At 67.1% G+C, this 16,946-nt stretch carries 21 protein-coding genes; 9 read left to right on the plus strand and 12 right to left on the minus strand.

The features are described from left to right. The first annotated feature begins 7 nt into the window (after window positions 1–7). Complete coding sequence (locus NU688_RS02480; RefSeq protein ID WP_042579482.1) at window positions 8–1,006, plus strand: Hsp33 family molecular chaperone HslO; 999 nt, start codon at window positions 8–10, stop codon at window positions 1,004–1,006. A gap of 22 nt (window positions 1,007–1,028) precedes the next feature. Here the strand turns inward: NU688_RS02480 and NU688_RS02485 are convergent, their stop codons facing one another. Together NU688_RS02485 and NU688_RS02490 are read right to left on the minus strand one after the other, a co-directional pair. Beyond that, the gene (locus tag NU688_RS02485; protein ID WP_257858969.1) at window positions 1,029–1,892 is read right to left on the minus strand and encodes an NAD(P)-dependent oxidoreductase; all 864 of its coding nucleotides are present in this window, start codon (window positions 1,890–1,892) and stop codon (window positions 1,029–1,031) included. Window positions 1,893–1,921: 29 nt separating this feature from the next. Beyond that, complete coding sequence (locus NU688_RS02490; RefSeq protein WP_257858970.1) at window positions 1,922–2,689, minus strand: SDR family oxidoreductase; 768 nt, start codon at window positions 2,687–2,689, stop codon at window positions 1,922–1,924. A 139-nt stretch (window positions 2,690–2,828) separates the two neighbouring features. On the opposite strand from NU688_RS02490, the gene NU688_RS02495 reads away from it, so the two are divergent. Further along, window positions 2,829–3,656: an AraC family transcriptional regulator gene (locus tag NU688_RS02495; RefSeq protein ID WP_257858971.1), complete on the plus strand. Its 828-nt coding sequence runs from the start codon at window positions 2,829–2,831 to the stop codon at window positions 3,654–3,656. A gap of 15 nt (window positions 3,657–3,671) precedes the next feature. On the opposite strand, the gene NU688_RS02500 is transcribed toward NU688_RS02495, so the two are convergent. The 9 genes from NU688_RS02500 to NU688_RS02540 all read right to left on the minus strand — a co-directional run bounded on the left by NU688_RS02500 (window position 3,672) and on the right by NU688_RS02540 (window position 11,375). Then, on the minus strand, window positions 3,672–4,472 hold the full coding sequence (locus tag NU688_RS02500) for an aminoglycoside phosphotransferase family protein (RefSeq protein ID WP_257858972.1): 801 nt from the start codon (window positions 4,470–4,472) through the stop codon (window positions 3,672–3,674). Window positions 4,473–4,488: 16 nt separating this feature from the next. After that, window positions 4,489–5,463 carry a hypothetical protein gene (locus NU688_RS02505; RefSeq protein ID WP_257858973.1) on the minus strand — a complete coding sequence of 325 codons (975 nt, stop codon included), beginning with the start codon at window positions 5,461–5,463 and terminating at the stop codon, window positions 4,489–4,491. A gap of 31 nt (window positions 5,464–5,494) precedes the next feature. Further along, window positions 5,495–6,175, minus strand: a complete 681-nt coding sequence (locus NU688_RS02510) for an ATP-binding protein (RefSeq protein WP_257858974.1) — start codon at window positions 6,173–6,175, stop codon at window positions 5,495–5,497. Continuing rightward, window positions 6,172–6,792 carry a nicotinamide riboside transporter PnuC gene (gene pnuC / locus NU688_RS02515; protein ID WP_257858975.1) on the minus strand — a complete coding sequence of 207 codons (621 nt, stop codon included), beginning with the start codon at window positions 6,790–6,792 and terminating at the stop codon, window positions 6,172–6,174. The genes NU688_RS02510 and pnuC overlap by 4 nt, the downstream gene beginning before the upstream one ends. Window positions 6,793–6,814: 22 nt before the next feature. Further along, the gene (gene ftsB / locus NU688_RS02520) at window positions 6,815–7,093 is read right to left on the minus strand and encodes a cell division protein FtsB (RefSeq protein ID WP_257858976.1); all 279 of its coding nucleotides are present in this window, start codon (window positions 7,091–7,093) and stop codon (window positions 6,815–6,817) included. 92 nt (window positions 7,094–7,185) lie between these two features. Further along, a complete protein-coding gene (gene eno / locus NU688_RS02525) occupies window positions 7,186–8,469 on the minus strand; it encodes a phosphopyruvate hydratase (protein WP_013540608.1) in 1,284 nt (427 codons plus the stop codon). A gap of 26 nt (window positions 8,470–8,495) precedes the next feature. After that, on the minus strand, window positions 8,496–8,786 hold the full coding sequence (locus NU688_RS02530) for a DUF1330 domain-containing protein (RefSeq protein ID WP_257858977.1): 291 nt from the start codon (window positions 8,784–8,786) through the stop codon (window positions 8,496–8,498). After that, complete coding sequence (gene kdsA / locus NU688_RS02535) at window positions 8,783–9,640, minus strand: 3-deoxy-8-phosphooctulonate synthase (protein ID WP_257858978.1); 858 nt, start codon at window positions 9,638–9,640, stop codon at window positions 8,783–8,785. Before kdsA ends, NU688_RS02530 begins: the two co-directional genes overlap by 4 nt. A 55-nt stretch (window positions 9,641–9,695) precedes the next feature. Next, a complete protein-coding gene (locus NU688_RS02540) occupies window positions 9,696–11,375 on the minus strand; it encodes a CTP synthase (RefSeq protein WP_257858979.1) in 1,680 nt (559 codons plus the stop codon). Between the two features lie 123 nt (window positions 11,376–11,498). On the opposite strand from NU688_RS02540, the gene coaBC reads away from it, so the two are divergent. The 4 genes from coaBC (at window position 11,499) to NU688_RS02560 (ending at window position 14,311) form a co-directional block, all read left to right on the plus strand. After that, window positions 11,499–12,722: a bifunctional phosphopantothenoylcysteine decarboxylase/phosphopantothenate--cysteine ligase CoaBC gene (coaBC, locus tag NU688_RS02545; protein ID WP_257858980.1), complete on the plus strand. Its 1,224-nt coding sequence runs from the start codon at window positions 11,499–11,501 to the stop codon at window positions 12,720–12,722. Beyond that, complete coding sequence (locus NU688_RS02550) at window positions 12,722–13,174, plus strand: hypothetical protein (protein ID WP_257858981.1); 453 nt, start codon at window positions 12,722–12,724, stop codon at window positions 13,172–13,174. The genes coaBC and NU688_RS02550 overlap by 1 nt, the downstream gene beginning before the upstream one ends. Beyond that, window positions 13,175–13,621 (plus strand): dUTP diphosphatase, encoded by a 447-nt coding sequence (dut, locus tag NU688_RS02555; protein WP_257858982.1) that lies wholly within the window; start codon window positions 13,175–13,177, stop codon window positions 13,619–13,621. Window positions 13,622–13,810: 189 nt separating this feature from the next. Then, window positions 13,811–14,311 (plus strand): glycine zipper 2TM domain-containing protein, encoded by a 501-nt coding sequence (locus tag NU688_RS02560; protein WP_257858983.1) that lies wholly within the window; start codon window positions 13,811–13,813, stop codon window positions 14,309–14,311. A 59-nt stretch (window positions 14,312–14,370) separates the two neighbouring features. Here NU688_RS02560 and NU688_RS02565 read toward each other — a convergent pair whose 3' ends face one another. Then, window positions 14,371–14,895, minus strand: a complete 525-nt coding sequence (locus NU688_RS02565) for a peptidylprolyl isomerase (RefSeq protein ID WP_206178330.1) — start codon at window positions 14,893–14,895, stop codon at window positions 14,371–14,373. 14 nt (window positions 14,896–14,909) lie between these two features. On the opposite strand from NU688_RS02565, the gene NU688_RS02570 reads away from it, so the two are divergent. The 3 genes from NU688_RS02570 to NU688_RS02580 all read left to right on the plus strand — a co-directional run bounded on the left by NU688_RS02570 (window position 14,910) and on the right by NU688_RS02580 (window position 16,900). Beyond that, the gene (locus NU688_RS02570) at window positions 14,910–16,052 is read left to right on the plus strand and encodes a JmjC domain-containing protein (RefSeq protein WP_257858984.1); all 1,143 of its coding nucleotides are present in this window, start codon (window positions 14,910–14,912) and stop codon (window positions 16,050–16,052) included. Further along, entirely contained in the window at window positions 16,042–16,545 is a 504-nt protein-coding gene (locus tag NU688_RS02575; protein ID WP_257858985.1) for a hypothetical protein, read from the plus strand. The genes NU688_RS02570 and NU688_RS02575 overlap by 11 nt, the downstream gene beginning before the upstream one ends. A 94-nt stretch (window positions 16,546–16,639) precedes the next feature. Beyond that, window positions 16,640–16,900, plus strand: a complete 261-nt coding sequence (locus NU688_RS02580) for a hypothetical protein (RefSeq protein ID WP_257858986.1) — start codon at window positions 16,640–16,642, stop codon at window positions 16,898–16,900. Window positions 16,901–16,946: the final 46 nt, after the last annotated feature.

Raw genomic sequence — 16,946 nt, forward strand, 5'->3', positions numbered from 1 at the left:
ATCCGTTTTGAGCGAGCTGCACAAATTCCTGTTCGATGGCCTGCCGGTGCGCGGCATGATCGTGCGCCTGACCGATGCGTGGCAGGAGATCCTTGCGCGGCGCGCCTCCAACACCGCCACCGGCGCCTACCCGCCGCCCGTGGCCGAGCTGCTCGGCGAGATGACCGCCGCGGCCACGTTGATGCAGGCCAACATCAAGTTCAACGGCGCGCTGATCCTGCAGATCTTCGGCGACGGCCCCGTGAAGGTGGCAGTGGCCGAAGCCAAGCCCGACCTGAGCCTGCGCGCCACCGCCAAGGTGATCGGCGACCTGCCGGCCGATGCGCGCCTGCCCGACATGGTCAACGTGAGCAACAAGGGCCGCTGCGCGATCACCCTCGACCCGAAGGACAAGCTCCCGGGCGCCACGCCATACCAGGGCGTTGTGCCGCTCTTCGGCGACGAAGGCGAGAAGCTCGGCAAGCTCAGCGACGTGCTGCAGCACTACATGCTGCAGAGCGAGCAGCTCGACACCACGCTGGTGCTCGCGGCCGACGACAAGGTGGCCGCAGGCCTATTGATCCAGCGCTTGCCGGTGAAGGGCGAGGGCAATCTCGAAGGCACGTCCGACAAGGATCGCGACCAGGCCAATGAAGACCAGATCGGCCGCAACGAGGACTACAACCGCATCTCGATCCTCGCCTCGAGCCTCACGCGCGACGAGCTGCTCACCCTCGACATCGAGACCATCCTTCGCCGCCTGTTCTGGGAAGAAAAGCTGTTGCGCTTCGAACCGCAGGCGGGCCTCTTGGGTCCGCACTTCGCGTGCACCTGCGGCCGTGAGCGCGTGGCGCAGATGATCCGCGGGCTTGGCGTCGAAGAGGCCGAGGAGATCCTGGCCGAGCGTGGCGACATCGAGGTGGGTTGCGACTTCTGCGGCAAGCAGTACCGCTTCGACGCGATCGATGCGGCGCAGATCTTCAGGCCGCCTACGGATCAGATTCCGGGCAGTCCGATCGTTCAGTAAGGCATGCCGCGCCGGTCCCCGTTCAGGTGGGCTGGCGCATCACCTTGACCATCGCGGCCAGGCGTTCGTTCGCAAAGCCCGCATCCAGCGACCGCTCGAACAACCCCATCAAAAACTCCGGAAAGCTCGCATCCAGCCCGGCTTCCCGCGCCTGCTTCACGAAGAGCCGGCCCGAGCCCGCGCAGGTGGCCATCGAGCTCTCGGGTTCGCCGTAGCGGTTGGCGTGGATGGCCTCGCCCTCGGCGCTGATCATTTCGCCGAGCACCGGCGAGATCGCGCCGATCATCTGCGAGAAGGCGTCCACCCCCAGCCCTTCGGATTCGCAGATGCGCACGCCGTGAAAGAACCCGCTCATCGCGCCGAACATGCAAGAGAGCGTGGCCAGGTCCCACGCGGCCGCGTTGCCGATGGGCTCGCCCATGTACTGGATGTTCCCGGCAATGGCTTCGAGCACCGGACGGCAGGCGGCGAGGGCGCGTTCTTCGCCGGAGATGAAGAGCGGCGTGTCGGACCGGCCGATCTGGCCGGGCGTGGCGAGCAGGGCGCCGTCGAGGTAGGCCACGCCGCTCAGGGCCGCCCAGTCGTCGCGCGCATCCTGCGGGGTGCCGGTGCTCAGTTGCACCAGCACCTTGCTGCGCAGCGCGTCGGCCACGCCGGGCGCAGCGAGGATCGTGCGCCATGCCGCGTAGTCCGCCACGCAGACCAGCACGACGGGGCTGGCCTGCACCGCGGCGAGCGCACCGGGCGCGAGCACCGTGCCCTGGTTCAGCACAGGCTTCGCGCGTTCGGCGGTGCGGTTCCACACGGTCAGCGTGAATTTCGATTGCAGGGCGCGCGCAAGGGCAATGCCCATGGGGCCGAGGCCGATGAGGGAAACGTCGGTCATGTCGTGTATTCCTTGGATGTGAATTTCATTCAGGCCGCGGCCGGCGTGAGCTTCTGCCCCAGCCCGCCATCGACGGTGAGCCGTGCCCCCGTCGTGAAGGTCGCCTCGAAGGCGAAGAAGAGCACCGCGCGCGCCACTTCGGCGGCCGTGCCGTGGCGCCGCATCGGCGTGATCTGGTCGCCCACGCGGATGAATTCCGCGCGCTCTTGCGCCGTCGCATCGGCAATGCCGAGCGTGGGCGTGTCGATGAAGCCGGGGCTCACCACGTTGACGCGGATGCCGCGCGTCACCAGCTCGGCTGCAAAGCCCGAGGCGAAGGAGCGCAGCGCAGCCTTCGTGCCGCTGTAGACGCTCATGCCGTGCATGCCGCCCTCGTCGGCGATGGACGAGGTGAAGACGATCGCACTGCCCGGCCGCATCAGCGGCGCGAGGCGCTGCACGGTGAAGAACGGGCCCTTGGTGTTGATCGCGAAGGCGCGGTCGTAGCCCGCCTCGGTCACCTGCTCGAAGGACTCCAGCGTCGCGATGCCCGCGTTGATGTGCAGCAGGTCGATGTGACCGAAGCGCTCGCGCACGGTGGCGGCGAGGGCGTCGATGTCGGCCAGCGAGGCTGTGTCAGAAGACAGCACCTGCGCGCCCGGGCCGAGCATGCGGCGCGCCGCCTCGAGGTTTTCCGGGTTGCGCCCGGTCACCAGCACTTCGGCGCCGCCTTCGAGCAGCGCCTCGGCCGTCGCCAGGCCCATGCCGATGGTGCCGCCGGTGATGACGGCCTTCTTGCCCGCATAGGGTTTGTTCATGATTCGCATGCCTTGAAACGAGTGGAGTTCATGGCTGCGAATGATCGGGATTGCCGCACGAACGGTCGCGCACGTTCGGCCGTGCCGGAGCACAAACGGACGATGGCATGCGGCGCAGTGGCGGCAGATAATCTTCCGGATGAGCTACACCGACCTGGCACTGACGGCCGACAGCTTCGTGATGCCCGCACCCTCCGGCCTGCGCGTCGACATGCGCCAGACCCCGGCTGGCGTGGTCGGCTACGAGGCGTTGCCTGACCACCGCATCAAGCTGCACGCGGGCGCCCCGGTGCCGGGCGCCTGCCGGCTGCACAAGTTCCTCTACACGCGCGGCGACCTCGACATCCTGCCGGCCGGTGCGACCGACGTCTGGCACGAGGAGGCCCCCAGCACCTCGATCGTCGTGCGCATGGCACCGTCGCTGCTGCAGCGCACCGCCGACGAGATGGGCCTGCCGGCCGAACGGGCGCGGCTCGGCGAGCGCCACCAGTTCCGCGACGCGCAGATCGAGCACATCGCCCTCGCGCTCGATGCCGAGCGGCGCGCGGGTTTTCCGAACGGCACGCTGTACACCGACAGCCTGGGCACCGCGCTGGCGGTGCACCTGATCGCCGGGCAGAAGATCGAGGCGGTGCCCGTGCAGGGGCTGTCGCGGCTGCAGCTGCGACGTGTGACGGAATACATCGAGGCGAACCTCGATGGCGATCTGTCGCTGTCCGCGCTGGCGGACATCGCGGGCCTGAGCGCCTCGCACCTGAAGACGCAGTTCAAGCGCTCCACCGGCCTGCCGGTGCACGAGTACGTGGTGCACCGGCGCGTGGACCGCGCGCGCGGCCTGCTGCTGCGCAGCGCAATGCCGGCGAGCCTCGTGGCGCTGGAGAGCGGCTTCTCGCACCAGAGCCACATGGCGCGCTGCATGCGGCGGGTGCTCGGCGTGACGCCGGGCGAGGTGCGGCGCGCGGGCTAGCCACGCGCCCGTGGCTCAGTCGCCGAGCCCGAGCGCGGACGCCGCCAGCTTCGCCACCTCGAGGGTGCTGCCCGGCTCGTCGTCGTCTTCGAGCATCCAGACAGCCGACAGCCCCGTCCACGCGAGCACCCATTGCAGCAATCGCCGGCGTTCGATGCCGGAAGCCTCCGCGACGATCTCGATGCGGCGCGCGAAGCGGCCCGGCGCCAGTGCGGTATCTCCATCGGGGTTGCAGAAGATGTTGGCGTGATCGAAGCCACGTTCGCCGAGCAGGCCCTTGGGGTCGATGGCGAGCCAGCCGGAGGGGCCGAAGTCCAGCACGTTGCCGTGGTGGATGTCGCCATGCAGCACCGCGGCCTCGCGCGGTGCCGCGAGCAGTTCGCGCGCGGTACGTTCGCAGTGCACGAAGATGCCGCCGTGCTGCGCGGCCCCGGACCACAGCGCCTCGAACCATTGCGCGAGCGGAACCAGGGCAGGCAGGGGCCTCGTGCGCGGCGCATGCAGGCGCGCCGCTGCCGCGCACAGGATGCGCGTGGCTTCGTCGTCGTGGCCGTTCCTGGCCATCTGCGTGAGCGAGGACCGGCCCTGTGCGCGCACCATCAACAAGGCTTCGCCATCGTGCGCCAGCACGGGTGCGGCGCCATCGCCATCCCACCAGGCCATCAGCAGGCTCCCCGCCTGTTCCTCGGCCTCTGGCGAGACCTTGAGCATGGCGGCCACGCCGTGCCGGCGAACGGGCAGGAGGCTGCCGCTCAACGAGGTGAAGGGCTCACCATCGATGCTCAGGTTCCACCGCTCCAGATACGGCTCGAACATGCGCTGGCTCCTGGCGCTAGCGGGCTTCGTCGTCGAAGCCGCTGAACTCGATATCGGGCGCGCTCGTGTTGTGCTTCGAAGGCAGGCTGCGGCCGAAGCGCACCTGCGTGGCGTTGAGCGACTTCACCTCGGGCAGCGGCCTGGCCTGCGATGCGGCATTCGGCGATTCCTGCCAGCGCACTTCGCTCATGTCCGCGTTGTCGGCTGCCACGTACATCGAGCGCAGCACAGCGAAGGGTTGTGCGCTCGCAGTGGGTTTCGACAGCGTCACATCCAGCGCAGTGCGCTTGCGGCTGATCTCGTCCACCCGCGCCACGGCACTGCCGCCGTTCGTGAAGCGCAGGTGGATCGCCAGCGGCTTCGTCACCACGCGGATCGACGCGATGTTCACCACCGGCCGTCCCGCCTGCTCGACCGGCCCGAGCAGGAACGACGAGCCGTACACGCCATCGCCGAAGCGCGCCTCGGGCAGCGGCTTCAGGCGCCAGTAGCCGTCCGAGGGGTACAGCACGATGGCCTCGAGCGCCTTGCCGTTCTCCTTCCTGAACACCTGCAGCAGGTGAAAGCCGCGATCGCTGCGATGGCCCACCTGCACCGGCACGCGCTGCAGCCGCCAGAAGGTCGGCAGCGTCATGCCGACGATGCGCCAGTCGGCGTTGTCCAGCAGCACCACGGTGCGCTTCTTGAAGCGGTGCGCGGGGTCGGTGGGGTGCGCGCCGCCGTCGAAGTTGCAGCCCGAGAAGTCGGGCGCGGTGACGTCGTTGCCGATCTTGTCGAGGTAGTCGGGCTGCAGCGCCTCGATGCGCATGTGGCGGATGCCCTCGCCGCGCAGCACCATGGAGACGTTGTCTTCCTCGGCGCAGGCGGTGGGGGTGGTGCCGTTCTCGATGGTGGCGGCGACCGGGGCCGCGAGGGCTGGGCCGGCCGAGAGCAGCGTGGCGAGGAAGAGGGGCAGGAGGGAGGCGGTGCGCGGGGCGGGGTGCAGGGGCATCAGGTCTCCGAGGAAGAACGGCGGCGTGTGCTTATTCGCGCCGCCCGATCAGGTCTGTGAAAAGCCGATGTTCGCATTCCGGGTCGGAGCACTTCTCGCAAGGCCATGTCCACGCGGCGGGTTTTGCGTCGGCCTTGCCGCGCACGCGCGCACGGTTTTCGCGGTCTTCGCCGCTGGCGATCGAGTTGATGGCGTTCCATGCGTTGGCCAGGCGCTCGCCGCCGGTGCCATGCACGACGGTGAACGAGAGCTTCGCGTCCGCCAGCGCGGCACGCACCAGTGTGTCGGTCGGCTGGCGCGCATGGGGCCCGTCGCGCAGGTGGTCGCCGACCCAGGGAATGTCGAGCGCGGTGAGCAGCGTGATGGCGCAGCGCCGCTGGGCTGCGAGGGCGTCGGCGTAGAGCGTGCGGTCGTCGAAGAGCTGCTCGCTGTAGACCGCGGTCATGAGCGCGGTGGTGTCGGCGATCACGACGCCCGTTGCTGCTGCTGCGTCGATGCGGCGCGTCTGTTCGTCGGCAATCGCCTGCTGCTCGTCGGGGCGAGGCGTGCGGCCTTCGCGATCGCACCATTCGCGCAGGTACTCGCCCACCAGCGTCGCCGGAATGCCGCGCTCCTGCAGGCGCTGCGCGATGGCGCGCGCCAGTTCGGTCTTGCCGGTGCTCTCGGCGCCGAGCACCGCGATGACGCAGCCATTGGGCAGCATCGGCGTCATGCGCGCTCCGCCGCCGGCAGGCGCCGGCGCCATGCCAGGTAGCCGGCCACGCTGAGCACGGCGAACACGGCGTACAGGCCCACGGTGAGCCACAGGCCCTTGTGGATGAACAGGCCCACGCTCACGACGTTGACGGCCAGCCAGATGAGCCAGTTCTCGATGAACTTGCGCCCGAGCAGGAACTGGCCGACAAGGCTGAGGCCGGTGGCGAAACCGTCCCACCACGGCACGTCGGTGTCGGTGAAACGGCGAAGGAAGAGGGCGACCGCGGGCCATGCGATGGCGCAGGCCGCGAGGGTGAGGGCGATGCCGCGCGACGAGAGCTGGCTGACATGCAGTGCACTGCCATCGCTGCGATGGCCGCGCAGCCACTGGAACCAGCCCCACAGCGCGACGAAGGCGAAGAACACCTGCAGCGATGCGTCGCCATAGATGCGCGCCTTGGCGAAGACCACGACGTAGAGCAGCGAACTGGCGATGGCCAGTGGCCAGCCCCAGTGGATCTCGCGCATGTTGCAGCCGACCATGGCGAGCGCCAGGACGGCGGCCACGAGTTCGAGCCAGCTGACGGGGGAGCCCCAGAGCGCAAAGGCGGGGGCCGAGAGAAGCTCGGGCATCAGCAGGCGGGGTGGTGAAGGTTCAGTGCGCGATTTGCACGAATACTTCGTTCGGCTTGACCATGCCGAGTTCCGCTCTTGCGCGTTCTTCGACCATCTCGAGCCCGTCCTTCAGGTCATTGACCTCCGAGGCGAGGCGCTCGTTGGTGATCGTGGCCTTGGCGTTCGCTTCCTTCTGGTCGGTCAGCTTGCTCTGCAGTTGCACCACGTCGCGCACGCTGCCGCGCCCGTTCCACAGCTGCCATTGGAGAACGGCCAGCAGGAGCAACAGGACGATGGGAGGAACGAAGCGCGCGCGCATGATCGGCTAGACCACCCGCACACCGAGGCCGCCGCGCTGCCGTTCCGGAGGGAGCGGCGAAGTGCGCGGCCTGGCGAGCCGGGTGGCTGGCATCACTTGAGGTTGTAGAACGCGCCGCGGCCCGGGTAGCTGGCGATGTCACCGAGGTCTTCTTCGATGCGCAGCAGCTGGTTGTACTTGGCGATGCGGTCCGAGCGCGAGAGCGAGCCGGTCTTGATCTGGCCGGCGTTGGTGCCCACGGCGATGTCGGCGATGGTGCTGTCCTCGGTTTCGCCCGAGCGGTGCGAAATGACGGCGGTGTAGCCCGCGCGCTTGGCCATCTCGATGGCGGCGAAGGTTTCGGTCAGCGTGCCGATCTGGTTGATCTTGATCAGGATCGAGTTGGCGATGCCCTTGTCGATGCCCTCTTGCAGGATCTTGGTGTTGGTGACGAACAGGTCGTCGCCCACCAGCTGCACGCGCTTGCCCAGGCGCTCGGTCAGGTGCTTCCAGCCGTCCCAGTCGCCTTCGTGCATGCCGTCTTCGATGCTGATGATCGGGTACTTGTCGACCCAGTTGGCGAGCATGTCGGTCCAGCTCTCGGCCGAGAGCGAGAGGTTCTCGCCCGACAGCACGTACTTGCCGTCCTTGTAGAACTCGCTGGCGGCGCAGTCCAGGCCCAGCGCGATCTGTTCGCCCGCGGTGTAGCCGGCCTTGTCGATGGCTTCCAGGATCAACTGGATGGCCGCTTCGTGGCTCTCGACGCTGGGGGCGAAGCCGCCTTCGTCGCCGACCGCCGTGCTGATGCCGCGGTCGCCCAGGATCTTCTTCAGGGCATGGAACACTTCGGCGCCATAGCGCACGGCCTCGCGGAAGCTCTTGGCGCCCACGGGGATGATCATGAATTCCTGCAGATCGAGGCTGTTGTTGGCGTGCGCGCCGCCGTTGATGACGTTCATCATCGGCACCGGCAGCTGCATGCCGCCCATGCCGCCGAAGTAGCGGTACAGCGGCAGGCCCGACTCCTCGGCTGCGGCGCGGGCCACGGCCATCGAGACGGCGAGGGTGGCGTTGGCGCCCAGGCGCGCCTTGTTGTCGGTGCCGTCCAGGTCGATCATCGTGCGATCGAGGAAAGCCTGTTCGCTGGCATCGAGGCCGAGCACGGCTTCGGAGATCTCGGTGTTGATGTTCTCGACGGCCTTCAGCACGCCCTTGCCGAGATAGCGGCTCTTGTCGCCGTCACGCAGCTCGATGGCTTCGCGCGAGCCGGTCGATGCACCCGAGGGCACGGCCGCGCGACCCATGGTGCCCGACTCGAGCAGCACGTCGCACTCGACGGTGGGGTTGCCTCGGCTGTCGAGAATTTCGCGGCCGACGATGTCAACGATTGCACTCATCTTTTGTCTTTCTCAAATAAAACGGATCACACACCTTCGACAACGATCATGCGCATGATCGCGGCGCCCTGACGCGCTGTGCGCGCCTTGCCGTATTCGGGCGATTCATTGAATTTCTTTGCGGCTTCGACGCTCGGGAACTTGAGGATCACGATGCGCTGCGGGGCCCAGTCGCCCTCGAGCACTTCGACCTTGCCGCCGCGCACGCACACCTCGGCGCCGTGCGCCTTCATGGCTTCGGAGGACCACTTCTTGTAGTCCTCATACTGCACCGGGTTGGTGACTTCCACGTTAGCGATGATGTAGGCGCTTGTCATTGCTGAAAGATGTCCTCGAGGAAAGCGTTTTTCTTGGTGACCTGGTCGAGCGCCAGCAGCGTCTCGAGCAGGGCCTTCATGTGCTTGAGCGGCACGGCGTTGGGGCCGTCGCTGAGTGCCTTGGCGGGATCGGGGTGCGTCTCCATGAAGAGGCCGGCCACTCCCACGGCCACGGCCGCGCGCGAGAGCACCGGCACCATCTCGCGCTGGCCGCCCGAGGTCGTGCCCTGGCCGCCGGGGAGCTGCACCGAGTGCGTGGCGTCGAACACCACGGGCGCTCTTGTCTCGCGCATGATCGCAAGCGAGCGCATGTCCGAGACGAGGTTGTTGTAGCCGAAGCTCGCGCCGCGTTCGCAGGCCATGAAGCTGTCTTCGTCGAGGCCGGCTTCCTTGGCGGCAGCACGCGCCTTGTCGATCACGTTCTTCATGTCGTGCGGCGCGAGGAACTGGCCCTTCTTGATGTTGACCGGCTTGCCCGACTGCGCCGCGGCGTAGATGAAGTCGGTCTGGCGGCACAGGAACGCGGGCGTCTGCAGCACGTCGACCACCTTGGCGGCCTCGGTGATGTCTTCGGTGGTGTGCACGTCGGTCAGCACCGGCAGGCCGAGTTCGCGCTTCACCTTGGCGAGGATTTCGAGGCCCTTGTCGCGGCCCGGGCCGCGAAAGCTCGTGCCCGAGGAGCGGTTGGCCTTGTCGAAGCTGCTCTTGAAGATGAACGAAATGCCCAGCGCCGAGGTGATTTCCTTCAGCGTGCCGGCGGTGTCCATCTGCAGCTGTTCGGACTCGACCACGCAGGGGCCGGCGATCAGGAAGAAGGGCTGGTTCAGCCCGATGTCGAATCCGCAGAGTTTCATTGGGATGCCTCCGTGCTTCGCACTACGGTATTCGCCTTGGGAACGGCCCGGCGGCTCATGCAACCGCCTTCAGTGTCTTGGTGCTTCCGGCACCCTGGTCCTTGTGTTCGAGCGCCGCCTTGATGAAGGCGTTGAAGAGCGGATGGCCGCCCCACGGCGTCGACTTGAACTCGGGGTGGAACTGCACGCCCATGAACCAGGGGTGCACGTCCTGCGGCAACTCGACGATTTCGGTCAGGTGCTCGCGCTGCGTGAGCGCGGAGATCACGAGGCCGGCGGCGCGCAGTTCGTCCAGGTAATTGACGTTGGCTTCGTAGCGATGGCGATGACGCTCGGTGACCACGTCGCCGTAGATGCTGTGGGCCAGCGTTCCGGGCGTGACGTCGGAGCTCTGCGCACCCAGGCGCATGGTGCCGCCGAGGTCGGACTTCTCGTCGCGCGTCTTCACGGTGCCGTCGCGGTCCTTCCACTCGGTGATCAGCGCGATCACGGGGATGGGCGTCTCGGGATCGAACTCGGTGCTGTTGGCGTTCTTCAGGCCCGCCACGTGGCGGGCGTACTCGATGGTGGCGACCTGCATGCCCAGGCAGATGCCGAGGTAGGGCACCTTCGATTCGCGGGCGAAGCGGGCGGCGGAGATCTTGCCCTCGACGCCGCGCTGGCCGAAGCCGCCGGGCACCAGGATCGCGTCGTATTTCGCGAGGCGCGAGACGTCTTGCGTGGAGATGGTCTCGGAGTCGATGTAGTCGATCTTCACCCGCGCATGGTTCTTCATGCCGGCGTGGCGCAGCGCCTCGTTGAGCGACTTGTAGCTGTCCGACAGGTCGACGTACTTGCCGACCATGGCGATCGAGACTTCCTGCTGCGGATGCTCGACCTCGTAGACCAGCTCGTCCCAGCGCTGCAGCTTGGCGGGCGGGGTGTTGATGCGCAGCTTGTCGCAGATGAGGCCATCGAGGCCCTGCTCGTGCAGCATGCGGGGCACCTTGTAGATGGTGTCCACGTCCCACATGGAGATGACGCCCCATTCGGGCACGTTCGAGAACAGCGAGATCTTGGCGCGTTCGTCGTCGGGGATCGGGCGGTCGGCGCGGCACAGGAGCACGTCGGCCTGGATGCCGATGGCGCGCAGTTCCTTGGCGGTGTGCTGGGTGGGCTTGGTCTTGAGCTCGCCGGCGGCGGCGATCCAGGGCACGTACGACAGGTGCACGAAGGCGGAGTTGTTCGGGCCGTTGCGCAGGCTCATCTGGCGCACGGCTTCCAGGAAAGGCAGCGATTCGATGTCGCCGACCGTGCCGCCGATCTCGACGATGGCCACGTCAACCTCGTGCGAGGTGCCGATGCCGGCGCCGCGCTTGATGTATTCCTGGATTTCGTTGGTGATGTGCGGGATCACCTGTACCGTCTTGCCGAGGTAGTCGCCGCGGCGCTCTTTCTCGAGCACGGTCTTGTAGATCTGGCCGGTCGTGAAGTTGTTGGCCTTGCGCATCCGCGTGTTGATGAAGCGCTCGTAGTGGCCGAGGTCGAGGTCGGTTTCTGCGCCGTCATCGGTGACGAACACCTCGCCATGCTGGAAGGGCGACATCGTGCCGGGGTCGACATTGATGTACGGATCGAGCTTGATGAGGGTGACTTGGAGGCCGCGCGATTCGAGGATCGCGGCGAGAGAGGCGGAGGCGATTCCCTTGCCAAGGGAAGATACGACACCACCGGTGACGAAGACAAATTTGGTCATGCCAGTTCCGGACTTTGCAATCCGGGCAGTGGGAAATTGCGATTATAGGTGTGCCCTTTGCGACACCTTGCGCCAAGGGCTTGTTGCCATTTGTTCGATGGCCTATGAGCAACAATACGGCCCATGCAAGATCTCGCCGGAAAACACATTGTCCTGGGGCTCACAGGGGGCATCGCCTGCTACAAGTCGGCCGAGCTGTGCCGGCTCTTCGTGAAGGCCGGCGCCACGGTCCAGGTCGTGATGACCGAGGCGGCCGAGCAGTTCATCACCCCGGTGACGATGCAGGCGCTCTCGGGGCGCACGGTCTACACCTCGCAGTGGGACGCCCGCGAGCCCAACAACATGCCGCACATCAACCTGAGCCGCGAGGCCGATGCGATCGTGCTGGCGCCGTGCAGCGCCGACTTCATCGCTCGCCTGGTGCAGGGCCGCTCCGACGATCTGCTGAGCCTGATGTGCCTGGCCCGCCCGATGGACAGCGTGCCGCTCCTGCTTGCCCCGGCCATGAACCGCGAGATGTGGGTCCATCCGGCCACCCAGCGCAACCTGATGCAGGTGTCGGCCGACGGCGCGACCGTGCTGGGCGTGGGCAACGGCTGGCAGGCCTGCGGCGAGACCGGCGACGGGCGCATGCTGGAGCCGGCGCAGATCCTCGAGGACATCACCGCCTTCTTCCGGCCCAAGCTGCTGGCGGGGCAGAAGGTGCTGGTCACCGCCGGTCCGACCTTCGAGGCGCTCGATCCGATTCGCGGCATCACCAACCACTCGTCCGGCAAGATGGGCTTTGCCATCGCACGGGCCGCCCGAGAGGCGGGCGCCGAGGTCACGCTGGTGGCCGGCCCGGTGCACCTGACCACGCCGCGCGGCGTGACTCGCGTCGATGTGCTGTCCGCGCAGGACATGCTCGAAGCGACTGTCCGTGCTGCGCAGAGTGCTAGCATTTTTGTAGCGACAGCCGCCGTCGCCGACTGGCGCCCGGCCACGCACAGCGACCAGAAGATCAAGAAGGACGGCAGCGGCAAGACGCCGGTGCTCAACTTCGTCGAGAACGCCGACATCCTGCTCACGGTTGCCAAGAGCGAGCGGGCGCAGGCGAAGAAGCTGTTCTGCGTCGGCTTCGCGGCCGAGAGCGAGAACCTTGTCGAACATGCCAAGGCCAAGCGCGAGCGCAAGGGCATTCCGCTGCTGGTCGGCAACATCGGACCGCTGACCTTCGGGCAGGACGACAACGCATTGCTGCTCGTGGACGCCAAGGGCGTGCGCGAGTTGCCCCGCGCGCCCAAGCTCACGCTGGCGCGTGAACTGATGACCGAGATCGCCGCACGGCTTCCCGACTGGAGGGTCTGATGAATACCGAATCGAACACACCGCCCAATGGCGACTTCGCTCGCTATGTGGAGCAGCTTTCGGCACGGGCCGCGCTGCCGAAACGGCCAGCGCAGCCGGGAGAGCCCGGGCTCGATGTCGGCATGACGCAGGCGCCCGGGCAGCAGGGACCGGTCACGGCCGCCATGCAGCGCGCCGACCTGCCAAACGGCGAAGTGCCGAAACGGGAGCCGAGCTCGTTCGACCCGACGCTGCTCAAGGTGCTCGGCGCCGTGGGGGCGCTGGTGTTCCTGGTGCTGTGGTCGATCGGTGTGCCGTTCTTCGTGCTGGTCGCGGGGTTCGCCGCGGCTGCGTGGTTCGGCAAGAGTTTTTTCAAGGGTTTGAAGCTCACGCCTGGCGTGGCCAAGTGGCAGCAGGTCCTCGAAGAGGCCGCCCGCAGGCAAAAAGAACAGCAACAAAAGCAAGGCAAGTAAGTGAAAGTCGACGTTCGTATCCTCGATCCACGCATGGTGGATCAATTGCCCGCCTATGCCACCCCCGGAAGCGCCGGCCTCGACCTGCGGGCCTGCCTCGACGCACCGATCACGCTGGAGTCCAACGGCTGGCAGCTGGTGGGCACCGGCATTGCGATCCACCTGGCGGACCCGGCGTTTGCTGCGCTGATCTTGCCGCGCTCGGGTTTGGGCCACAAGCACGGCATCGTGCTGGGCAACCTCGTCGGCCTGATCGACAGCGACTACCAGGGCGAACTCAAGATCAGCGCATGGAACCGCAGCGACACGCCCTTCGTGCTGCAGCCGATGGAGCGGCTCGCGCAGCTGGTGATCGTGCCGGTGGTGCAGGCGCAGTTCCGGGTGGTCACGGAATTCGAGGCGTCGCAGCGCGGCGAGGGCGGCTACGGCTCCACCGGCAAGCACTGAGCGAGCACCGAAAGCTGAAGCCAGCCTGAGTAACCGCCAGGTAAGCGAGGGGTAAAGAGTGGAACCGCCGCAGCGGCGCCGCGCTCGAAAGTTTCAGCATGTGTCTTGCGTCATCGCGGCGAAAGCTGCGGCGTTAGTCACAGGCAGGCGCACTTTTCTCGCGCAGTTCTATTCGAGGAGCCTCTCAACATGAAGATCTCAATGCGCTTCGTATCCGTCACCGCTTCCGTGCTGGCCCTGGCCACGCTCACGGCGTGCGTGGCACCCATGCCGGTCTACCAGACCTCGCGCTATCCCTATCAAGCGCCACCGCAGGCGATCCAGTACCGCGAGGCCGCCTACGTCGAGTACGGCCACGTGGCCAATATCGAGGTGCTGCGCAGCGAAACTGCCGGCACCGGCACCTCTGGCGGCGGTGCAGTCGCCGGTGGTCTCATCGGCGGCGTGGTCGGCAACCAGTTCGGACGTGGCCAGGGCCGTGCGGCCGCCACCGCACTGGGCATCGTGGGCGGCGCCCTGTTGGGCAACACCATCGAGGCCCAGCAGAACGGGCCGCGTGCCTATGAAAGCTATCGCGTGTCGGTGCAGACCGACCGCGGCGGGTTCCGGGCCTTCGACGTGCAAAGCCCCGGCGACCTGCGCATCGGCGACCGGGTGCGCATCGACAACGGCCATATTTCGCGCATGTAGGCTGCTCCTGCGGGCACAAAAAAGCCGGGCACTGCCCGGCTTTTTGACGTCTGCAGTCCTCAGTGCAGCATCTGGTTGCCCGGGGCCATCGGCGGCACCTTGAAGAAGGCCGTCCCCGCCGTCCCACGGCCGACTTCTTCTTCCGTTGCCTCGCGCACCGACCGCACGGTGATGTCCAGCCGGATCGCGATGCCGGCCAGCGGATGGTTGCCGTCGAGCACCAGGTGGTCGGGGTAGATTTCGGCGACCGTGTAGAGCGCGTCCCGCGGGATGGCGTCGCTCACGCCCTTCGGCAGGGCAGAGCCGTCGAAGGTCATGCCTTCTTCCGTGCCCTCGGGAAACAGCGAGCGCGGCTCGAGAAAGAGCAACTGGTCGTTGAAGTCGCCGAAGCCCTGTTCGGGCTCGACCTGCAGTTGCACACGGGCGCCGGGCTCATGGCCCTGCAGAGCCGCCTCGATGACGTCGAAGAGATCGTCGCCGCCCACCATGAATTCGACCGGCTCGTCGAGCACATCCAGCACGTCGCCGAGCGTGTCTTTCATCGTCCAGGTCAAACCGACCACGCATTGTTCAGAGATTTCCATTGCAGAATTCTCCCATGGAGATTACCCAACCGCTGCCGTTGCTCGGCGGCCTGAGCGCCGCGCAGTTCATGCGGCGGTACTGGCAGAAGAAGCCGCTGCTGGTCCGCCAGGCCATTCCCGTCATGGTGCCACCGATCGATCGCAGCGCCTTGTTTGCGCTGGCCGAGCGCGAAGAGGTGGAATCGCGCCTCATCCGCCATGGCAAATCCGGCTGGTCGCTCAAGCACGGACCGTTGCCAAGACGTGCCCTGCCGCCGCTGAAACAACCCGCCTGGACCCTGCTTGTGCAGGGCGTCGACCTGCATCACGAGGGCGTGCACGACCTGCTGCGGCAGTTCCGCTTCCTGCCCGATGCGCGCCTGGACGACCTGATGATCAGCTACGCGAGCGACACCGGCGGCGTCGGCGCGCATTTCGACAGCTACGACGTGTTCCTGCTGCAGGCGCAGGGCCGCCGCCGCTGGTCCATCGGCAAGCAGGGCGACCTGCGCCTGCAGCCGGACGTGCCGCTCAAGATACTCGAGAACTTCGAGCCGGAAGAAAGCTTCGTGCTCGAGCCGGGCGACATGCTCTACCTGCCGCCGAAGTACGCCCATGAAGGCGTGGCGGTGGGCGATGACTGCATGACCTTTTCCATCGGCCTGCGCTCGTCCGCCGTTGGCGAGCTCGGCGCCGACCTGCTCGCGCGCATGGCGCAGGCCTATTCCGAAGACCTCGAGGACGCCGGCCCCGCGGAGCTGACGCGCTACCGCGATCCGACGCAGCCCGCGGTCGATACCCCTGCCGCGATGCCTGCCGCACTGCAGGACTTCGCACGCAAGGCCGTCGAAGCCGCGCTGCGCGACCCGGACGCCATCGACCGCGCCCTCGGCGAATCGCTGACCGAGCCCAAGGCCAACATCTGGTTCGACGAAGGCCGTGACATACCTGATGCGATGCAGCACGTGGCACTCGACCGCCGCACGCGCATGCTCTATGACACGCGCCACATCTACATCAACGGCGAGAGCTTTCGCGCAGGCGGTGCCGATGCGACGCTGATGCGCCGGCTGGCCGACCAGCGCGCGCTCGGTCCGCGCGAGCTGGCGCGGGCCAGTGAAGGCGCATTGGCGTTGCTGGGCGAGTGGTGCGAGGCGGGCTGGGTTCATGCCAGCTGACGACGCGCCACTGCTGCTGCCCGAAGGCCGTTTCGACGGCCGCGAGGCTTTCGGCGCGATCGTGCGCAATGCGCTGTCGGCCGCCGTGCGCGAAGGCTGGAAAGAGATCGTCTTCAGCGATCCCGATTTCGCCGACTGGCCCCTGGGCGAGCGAGCCAGCATCGAGGCGCTGCAGGCCTGGTCGGCCAGCGGCCGGCGCTTCGTGCTGCTGGCGCAGCGCTTCGATGTGATCGAGCGCGGCCACGCGCGTTTCGTGCCGTGGCGCCGCATGTGGGACCACATCATCGAATGCCGCGTCACCGGCAAGGCGGTTGGCGCCGAGGTGCCGAGTGCGATCTGGACGCCCACCTGGTTCGCGCACCGCATCGACCCCGAGCGCTGCCGCGGCGTCTGTGGCGCCGATCCGCGCGCCCGCCGCGAACTGCGCGAAGCCATCGACGAGAGCTGGCGCCTGGGGCGGCCGGCATTTCCGGCATCGACGCTCGGCTTGTAAGCCAATGCCGCGAATGCGGCCGCGAGACACATTCAGGCGGAGATGCGGGTCTAGAATTTTTTCGTCCCAGACATTCTTTGCCAAAGGAGTTCTCATGAAGAAGTCGTCGTCCGTCCTGATTGCCTCGTTGATCGCCGCTGCCGCACTCGTTGCCTGCGGCAAGAAAGAGGACGCTGCCCCCGCGGTCGTGACGCCTCCGCCCGCCCCCGTGACCGAGCCCGCAGCCCCGCCTGCCGCCGCGCCGGCGCCTTCCGCCGATCCGGCCGCAACCGCACCTTCGGCCGCCGCTTCGTCGGCGCTGGACGCCGCGAATGCCGCGACAGAGGCTGCGAAGAAGAACGAAGCACCCAAGTAACAAGTCGGGTTCCTCACAAAGCAGAAAGCCGCCCCAGGGCGGCTTT

The organism is Variovorax sp. ZS18.2.2 (assembly GCF_024701975.1).
Classification (GTDB): Bacteria; Pseudomonadota; Gammaproteobacteria; order Burkholderiales; family Burkholderiaceae_C; genus Variovorax.

What these genes read in the sequence shown, in the direction of transcription:
- NU688_RS02485 (WP_257858969.1), bottom strand. Translation starts at nt 1,892, where the DNA reads ATGACCGACGTTTCCCTCATCGGCCTCGGCCCCATGGGCATTGCCCTT.
- NU688_RS02490 (WP_257858970.1), bottom strand. Translation starts at nt 2,689, where the DNA reads ATGAACAAACCCTATGCGGGCAAGAAGGCCGTCATCACCGGCGGCACC.
- NU688_RS02495 (WP_257858971.1), top strand. Translation starts at nt 2,829, where the DNA reads ATGAGCTACACCGACCTGGCACTGACGGCCGACAGCTTCGTGATGCCC.
- NU688_RS02500 (WP_257858972.1), bottom strand. Translation starts at nt 4,472, where the DNA reads ATGTTCGAGCCGTATCTGGAGCGGTGGAACCTGAGCATCGATGGTGAG.
- NU688_RS02505 (WP_257858973.1), bottom strand. Translation starts at nt 5,463, where the DNA reads ATGCCCCTGCACCCCGCCCCGCGCACCGCCTCCCTCCTGCCCCTCTTC.
- NU688_RS02510 (WP_257858974.1), bottom strand. Translation starts at nt 6,175, where the DNA reads ATGACGCCGATGCTGCCCAATGGCTGCGTCATCGCGGTGCTCGGCGCC.
- pnuC (WP_257858975.1), bottom strand. Translation starts at nt 6,792, where the DNA reads ATGCCCGAGCTTCTCTCGGCCCCCGCCTTTGCGCTCTGGGGCTCCCCC.
- ftsB (WP_257858976.1), bottom strand. Translation starts at nt 7,093, where the DNA reads ATGCGCGCGCGCTTCGTTCCTCCCATCGTCCTGTTGCTCCTGCTGGCC.
- eno (WP_013540608.1), bottom strand. Translation starts at nt 8,469, where the DNA reads ATGAGTGCAATCGTTGACATCGTCGGCCGCGAAATTCTCGACAGCCGA.
- NU688_RS02530 (WP_257858977.1), bottom strand. Translation starts at nt 8,786, where the DNA reads ATGACAAGCGCCTACATCATCGCTAACGTGGAAGTCACCAACCCGGTG.
- kdsA (WP_257858978.1), bottom strand. Translation starts at nt 9,640, where the DNA reads ATGAAACTCTGCGGATTCGACATCGGGCTGAACCAGCCCTTCTTCCTG.
- NU688_RS02540 (WP_257858979.1), bottom strand. Translation starts at nt 11,375, where the DNA reads ATGACCAAATTTGTCTTCGTCACCGGTGGTGTCGTATCTTCCCTTGGC.
- coaBC (WP_257858980.1), top strand. Translation starts at nt 11,499, where the DNA reads ATGCAAGATCTCGCCGGAAAACACATTGTCCTGGGGCTCACAGGGGGC.
- NU688_RS02550 (WP_257858981.1), top strand. Translation starts at nt 12,722, where the DNA reads ATGAATACCGAATCGAACACACCGCCCAATGGCGACTTCGCTCGCTAT.
- NU688_RS02560 (WP_257858983.1), top strand. Translation starts at nt 13,811, where the DNA reads ATGAAGATCTCAATGCGCTTCGTATCCGTCACCGCTTCCGTGCTGGCC.
- NU688_RS02565 (WP_206178330.1), bottom strand. Translation starts at nt 14,895, where the DNA reads ATGGAAATCTCTGAACAATGCGTGGTCGGTTTGACCTGGACGATGAAA.
- NU688_RS02570 (WP_257858984.1), top strand. Translation starts at nt 14,910, where the DNA reads ATGGAGATTACCCAACCGCTGCCGTTGCTCGGCGGCCTGAGCGCCGCG.
- NU688_RS02575 (WP_257858985.1), top strand. Translation starts at nt 16,042, where the DNA reads ATGCCAGCTGACGACGCGCCACTGCTGCTGCCCGAAGGCCGTTTCGAC.
- NU688_RS02580 (WP_257858986.1), top strand. Translation starts at nt 16,640, where the DNA reads ATGAAGAAGTCGTCGTCCGTCCTGATTGCCTCGTTGATCGCCGCTGCC.